Below are 5725 nucleotides of genomic sequence, written 5' to 3'. Positions count from 1 at the left end.
GTAGTGGATACATGACGGATGGGTGCGGTCGACATCGCCGATGCGCGGAACCGGGATGCCCGGGCACCAGGGGTGGTGATGAGCAGCGGAACGGTCATCAGCATCAACAGCGGACCACCGATGCCGAGCACGCTGCCGCGCAGAAAGACCATCTGGTAGAAGGCGAACGCCGGGACCAGGAGTGAGGCAAGCGTGCCCCGCCGACCACGCTGCCGGTGACGGACGTCGTCCATACGTTGTCCAGCCACGCCGTACAGGAAGAACACAATGGCCACTGCGGGCGGGCCGGCCCACAGGTAGCTTTCGATCCACAGGGGCGCGGAGATGTTGAGAAAGTCATAGTTCGCGTACCGGCCCAATGTGATGCCGGTGTCGACAGGTTTGTCCGGCCAAATCGAGCGCGGCACGATCAACAGCGGAAGGTCGAGCGCAGCCTTGGGTGTAAAGCCCACGTTCCGCGCATAGTCAATACCGGTCTGTACCTGCTGGAATGCGTCGTAGTCACCGTTGCTGGTGAACTGCTCGGCAATAGACACAACAGCGAGGTGCTCCCGGTCGGTGGTGCGGAAGTAATCAGCGTAGGGGAAAATAAGGAGGATTGTGACCGTCAGGGTGGCGGCGATGGCGCGAAAGGCGCGTGGCCGGCACGCCTTGGTTGTGGCGAAGAGCAGGGTCAGCAGCACTGTGAAGGCCCAGAACCGGGGTTCGCTGATGGGGTTATTGACGACGACGTTCACTGCGATGAGCAGTGGAAGCAGCAGCCATCGGACGCAGCGTAGGAGGCGGTCACCGCCGGGCACACGTGGTACGTGCAGTAGGCCCAGCAGCGCCCAAAATGCGGGCACGGCCAGAAACCATTTGCGGAGCGCCTGAAGAGCGGAGTCATCAACGTCGTTCATGTTTGCGATGGCCTCTCGGCTGGTGAAGTAGGCCCCGACACCTCCCGGTTCGTTGGGAACCAGCAAAACTACGGAGGCGATGGCAAGCCCGCCGAGTACCAGCAGCCGCCAGGGTGCGATGCGGCGTGACAGCAACCGTTCCATAGGCCCTGGTGGGGCGAGGGGCACGCGGGCTGTGCGAGCACGTTCCGCTCGCGCGGAGAAAGCCGCCCCGGCACTGTGGGCGAGCAGGCCGAGTTCGATGACAGCCACAGCCGCGAGGGAGGTCCCCTCCCCAGTCCGATAAGCCCACGGATATGAGTCGGTGGCAAGCATCACCAGCGGTGTCAGACCGAACCAGATGTAGGCGAAGATCCAGAAGCCGAGAGCGACGAGCCGTGCCCTGGTCGCGGTCAGCACACGAGTGAGCGCCCCACCGGTGTGAGCAACGACAACGCACTGCAGAGCGATTGCCGGCGACGCGTGGGCACTCTGCCACGGCACGATCAGCCCTGGCAGCAGGCCCATCAGCAGCACGGTCCAGACGCAGACCGCGGCTACACCACGGCCAGGGATGTCCTGCATCCCCGCCTTCTCACCGAGTGAGCTTTTCGGGCCACAATTCACAGAAGGATATATATACCCCATATCTCGTGATTCGGACGAGGCGCGCGAGTCCGTTGGCCCAACGTGCTGAACCCAGAGGCAGTGTTCGGCGACACCACAGATCGGGCGGCGCGCCATTAACCAGAAATGCGGACAAATGCGCCTAAGTTTTTAAATGTTCTCCCGGCGCAACGGCGACACATCGGCGCACACCCAGGGGAGGACTGACCCCGGAGGACCCGACCGACGGTCCGCCAGATTCCACAGCCCGTAGAAGGAGTTGGTCATGAGCAAGCAGGTCGACGTCGTCGTAGCCGGCGGTGGAGGATTCATCGGCGGTCATCTCGTGGGTGCCCTACTGACCCAGGGACTGACTGTCCGCTCCATCGACATCAAGCCCCAGCATGACTGGTACCAGGCCCACGGCGCCGCGGAGAACGTGATCGCCGACCTGTCACTCCTGGACAACGCGCGGGCCGGCGTCCGGGGCGCACGACAGGTGTACATGCTGGCCGCCGACATGGGCGGCATGGGCTTCATCGAGAACAACAAGGCCGCGTGCATGATGTCGGTGCTGACCAGCACACACATGCTGCAGGCCGCACACGAGGCCGGCGTAGAGCGCTACTTCTACTCCTCCTCTGCCTGCGTGTACGCAGCTGGCAAACAGACCGACCCGAACGTCACCGCACTGCGGGAGAAGGACGCCTATCCGGCGCAGCCGGAGGATGGCTACGGCTGGGAGAAGCTGTTCTCGGAGCGCATGTGCGGCCACTACGAGCAGGACTACGGCTTCACCACTCGCGTCGCTCGCTATCACAACGTCTATGGTCCGTACGGGACTTGGACCGGAGGCCGGGAGAAGGCACCAGCGGCGGTATGCCGGAAGGTGGCCGAGGCTGTCCTCTCTGGTAATCACAGAATCGAGATCTGGGGAGACGGCTTGCAGACTCGCTCCTTCATGTACATCGGCGACTGCCTGGACGGGAGCCAGATGATCATGAACGGGGACAGCAGCGCGCCGGTCAACCTGGGATCCTCGGAACTCGTGTCCATCAACCAGCTCGTCGACCTCGTGGAGCAGATCGCGGGCATCCGCTGCAAGCGCGACTACCGTCTCGATGCCCCGCAGGGCGTGCGCGGCCGCAACTCCGACAACGCCCTGATCCGCGAAATCTACGGATGGGAACCGTCCATCCCCTTGGTCGATGGCCTGGAGAAGACATACGCCTGGGTCTACGACCAGGTCAAGCGCTCCAACCAGTAGAGTCCGACCAAGGGCCAGGACAACGCAGATGAAGATCCTCATCCACGACTACAGCGGTCACCCGTTTCAGGCCCAGCTGAGCCGCGAGCTCGCACGACGCGGTCACGACCTTGTCCACTCAACGTGCGCGGCCTACGTCTCCGGCAAGGGCAACCTCGTCGGAGACTCCTCCGGCCCCCGCTTCGTCACCATCGGGGATGGCCTCGCCCTGAAGAAGGACGCCTACTTCCGCCGCCTCTTTCAGGAAAGCGGGCTTGGCCTCGAACTGGCTCGCCAGATGAGGCAGGAGAGGCCCGACGTGGCAATGCTGGCGAACTTGCCGATTCCAGTGCTGGTCGTGGCAGCAGCGGTCCTGCGGCAGCTGCGCATTCCCTGGGTACTGTGGCAGCAGGACATGACCGGCGTCGCGCTGAAGACCTTGGCCACAGCCAATGTGGCAAAGTCGATGGGTATCGCGGCCAAGGTCTTCACGGCGGGAGAGAAGTGGTCTGCACGCAGGGCGGCGGCCATCGTGGTGATTGCCGACTCATTTGTACGAGTTCACGATCAATGGGACACCGCGGTCAAGGTCACCGTCATTCCCAACTGGGCACCACTGGACGAAATCGTGCCAGTTGCCCGCATCAACGCCTGGTCCACCGAACAGGGCCTGAACAACGTTCGAACTCTGGTGTACTCAGGCACACTGGGTCTGAAGCACAACCCCTTGCTTCTGGTGCAGTTGGCCGCCCGGTTGCGTGACCGGGGCACGCCGGTGCGACTCGTCGTCGTCAATGAGGGGCCGGCCGTTCCCGTCCTCCGAGACGCTGCCTCTGCACACGGTATCGAACTGACACTGCTGCCTTTCCAGCCCTACGAGCGACTGCCCGAGGTACTGGGCACGGGTGACGTCCTCCTCGTCGTCCTCGGAACGGATGCCGGCCAGTTTTCGGTGCCGTCCAAGACCCTGTCCTATCTGTGTGCCGGGCGACCTGTGCTCGGGCTGATGCCCGTCGACAATCTGGCTGCACGGCTACTCCGCCAGGCAGGGTCGGCGGTCTTCTCCCCGGAGGAGGCCTCGCTGGACGCCGCAGCCGCTTGGGTCGAGCGGGTCCTGGTCGACCCTGAACACGCGGAACGGCTGGGCAAGGAGGGGCGTGCCGTGGCCGAACGCGAGTTCGCGCTGGAGCACTGCGCTTCACGCTTCGAGGACATCCTCAGGTCGGTGAGCCGACCCACGAAGCACTGATTCCTCATGCGGTCCGTCAAGTCGCGAGCACCGTGGGCGGGGTCGCCTCACAGCACCGTCCGTCGCGCAAGAGGGCCCAGAGGACGCTGACGCGGCGGCGGGCGAGCGCGAGGACGGGGCCTGACCCTTGATCGTGGACACCTTGATCATGGGATCGTGAATATCCGAGGAACAGGGTGACCACGATCAAGGGTCAGGCCCCCCGTTCCACCGTTTCCGGCCCTGGAGCGTCTCGCGTTTCATGGTCGCGTTCAGGCTCTCCGCGGTAGCGTTGTCCGCGCTCGTGCCACCGCGCCGCGTGATCTGATCACCCCGAGCTCCGCGCAGACCTGGGCGAACTCCTTCGACACGTACTGAGCCCCGTTGTCACTGTGAAAACTGGACCGACTTGCGGCGACCGTCCAGCATCAGTCCCCCAGGTAGCAGTCGCCCTTCGCCCGCTGGCCCTTGCGCGGCACCGAGGCGAACACATCGGCCACGTAGAGAGTCAGCCTGGCCCGTACACACGTCACTTCATGTGCATCCACACATCCAACACGCCCACGCACAGACCGAACCGAAAGACCCAACGGAGTACTACAACATCGTTGCGAGAAAAAGAAATTGGCGCCGCCGATCCGGAGACAGGTTAGGTCGCCCACATACTTGGTGTTCGGCTCCTGGGCGGTGAAGTCGCGAGCCGCAGCAGATCCAGCACCGGTGTTGCCGACGGCTCGGGAACGGTGGTCCGGACCTTCTTGCGCAGGTGCAATCCGACGATGCCCCAGGCGCGCATGACCCTGACGACGCGCTTGTGGTTGACGCGTGCGCCGTCGTCCCGCAATTCGGCGGTGACGCGCGGGGCACCGTAGGTGCCGTCGGACTCGGTGTGGATCTCGGCGATCCGCTCCGCGCGTTCGGTGTCCGCCCGGGCCCGGGCGGCGCGTGCGTCCGCGCCGGCCAGCCACCGGTAGAAGCCCGGACGCGAGACCTGCAGCATCCGGCACTGCCGATTGACGCCGAAGGCGCCACGGTGATCCTCGACGAACTGGAAGCGGCTGCTCACCAGCTGGTCTCCTGGGCGAAATACTTCGCGGCCCTCCGAAGGATCCTCCCGCTCGAGCTCACGTTCCTTAACCCGTGCCCGCAGCTGCTGGTTCTCCTTCTCGCTCGGCATCGCGGACCCAGGTCCGCAGCATCTCATGGTTGATGCCCAGGTCCTTGGCCATCGACGAGTAGCCGCCACCAGGGGTGGCCCGGTACAGCGCGACGCCATCGGACCGGAACTCAGGGCTGTACTTCGACGCCCCCAACGGGAACTCCTGTTCCTCGGATCTTCACGATCCAATGATCAGGGTGTCCACGATCAAGGGTCGGGCCTCCCACCTGCCGCAACGTCAAGTTCGTGCGCCAGCAGGTCGCCACCAGCAACACCCGGTTTTCCAACGGCAGCCGCCAGGGACGGCCACGCTGAATGTCACCACCGCGCCGTACCAACGCGACCAGCCTGGCGAACTGCGCTCGGTCAGCCCGGAGAACGGCTCGATCCACTTCGGATCATCCGCTGAGATCACCCCACCCATGCCCAGCCAACGCCCCAACCGCCCCACCAGTTACGGGACAACCTCGAGCTGGGAAACAACTCGAACGTCGGATATTCAAGGTGATTCTTCCCCACTTGACGGCGAGCCCCCCGTGCTTGACCGCGGGAGTCGTCGACGACCAGGACCGGGGAGTGGGCGTCCAGTTCCCGCCGGAACACCGGCC

5 protein-coding genes and 3 pseudogenes are annotated in these 5725 nt (G+C 64.4%); 2 read left to right on the top strand and 6 right to left on the bottom strand.

Annotation, left to right across the window (positions count from 1 at the left end; translation table 11 throughout):
• Positions 1–1463, bottom strand: a 1463-nt coding sequence (locus AB0N17_RS45045; protein WP_366017497.1) for a hypothetical protein, incomplete at its 3' end; no start/stop codon positions are given.
• A 307-nt stretch (positions 1464–1770) separates the two neighbouring features.
• On the opposite strand from AB0N17_RS45045, the gene AB0N17_RS45040 reads away from it, so the two are divergent.
• Positions 1771–2751, top strand: a complete 981-nt coding sequence (locus AB0N17_RS45040; RefSeq protein ID WP_366017496.1) for an NAD-dependent epimerase/dehydratase family protein — start codon at positions 1771–1773, stop codon at positions 2749–2751.
• Positions 2752–2779: 28 nt separating this feature from the next.
• Positions 2780–3979 (top strand): glycosyltransferase family 4 protein, encoded by a 1200-nt coding sequence (locus AB0N17_RS45035; protein ID WP_366017495.1) that lies wholly within the window; start codon positions 2780–2782, stop codon positions 3977–3979.
• Between the two features lie 222 nt (positions 3980–4201).
• On the opposite strand, the pseudogene AB0N17_RS45030 reads toward AB0N17_RS45035, so the two are convergent.
• From AB0N17_RS45030 to AB0N17_RS45010, 5 genes and pseudogenes are all read right to left on the bottom strand, one after another.
• A pseudogene (locus AB0N17_RS45030) lies at positions 4202–4356 on the bottom strand (IS3 family transposase); the annotation flags it as partial.
• 1 nt (position 4357) lies between these two features.
• Positions 4358–4506, bottom strand: a pseudogene (locus tag AB0N17_RS45025) (IS701 family transposase); the annotation flags it as partial.
• A 101-nt stretch (positions 4507–4607) separates the two neighbouring features.
• Positions 4608–5024: an IS3 family transposase gene (locus AB0N17_RS45020; protein WP_366017494.1), complete on the bottom strand. Its 417-nt coding sequence runs from the start codon at positions 5022–5024 to the stop codon at positions 4608–4610.
• 67 nt (positions 5025–5091) lie between these two features.
• Positions 5092–5271 (bottom strand): transposase, encoded by a 180-nt coding sequence (locus AB0N17_RS45015; protein ID WP_366017493.1) that lies wholly within the window; start codon positions 5269–5271, stop codon positions 5092–5094.
• Between the two features lie 70 nt (positions 5272–5341).
• Positions 5342–5541 (bottom strand): annotated as a pseudogene (locus AB0N17_RS45010) (IS5/IS1182 family transposase); the annotation flags it as partial.
• Between the last annotated feature and the right edge of the window lie 184 nt (positions 5542–5725).

Origin of the sequence: Streptomyces sp. NPDC051133, assembly GCF_040682635.1 — a bacterium.
Lineage (GTDB): Bacteria > Actinomycetota > Actinomycetes > Streptomycetales > Streptomycetaceae > Streptomyces.
This window is presented reverse-complemented; position numbering and strand designations above follow the sequence as displayed.

Excerpts from the sequence above, each read along its gene's own strand:
- AB0N17_RS45040 (WP_366017496.1), top strand. The coding sequence starts at position 1,771 with ATGAGCAAGCAGGTCGACGTCGTCGTAGCCGGCGGTGGAGGATTCATC.
- AB0N17_RS45035 (WP_366017495.1), top strand. The coding sequence starts at position 2,780 with ATGAAGATCCTCATCCACGACTACAGCGGTCACCCGTTTCAGGCCCAG.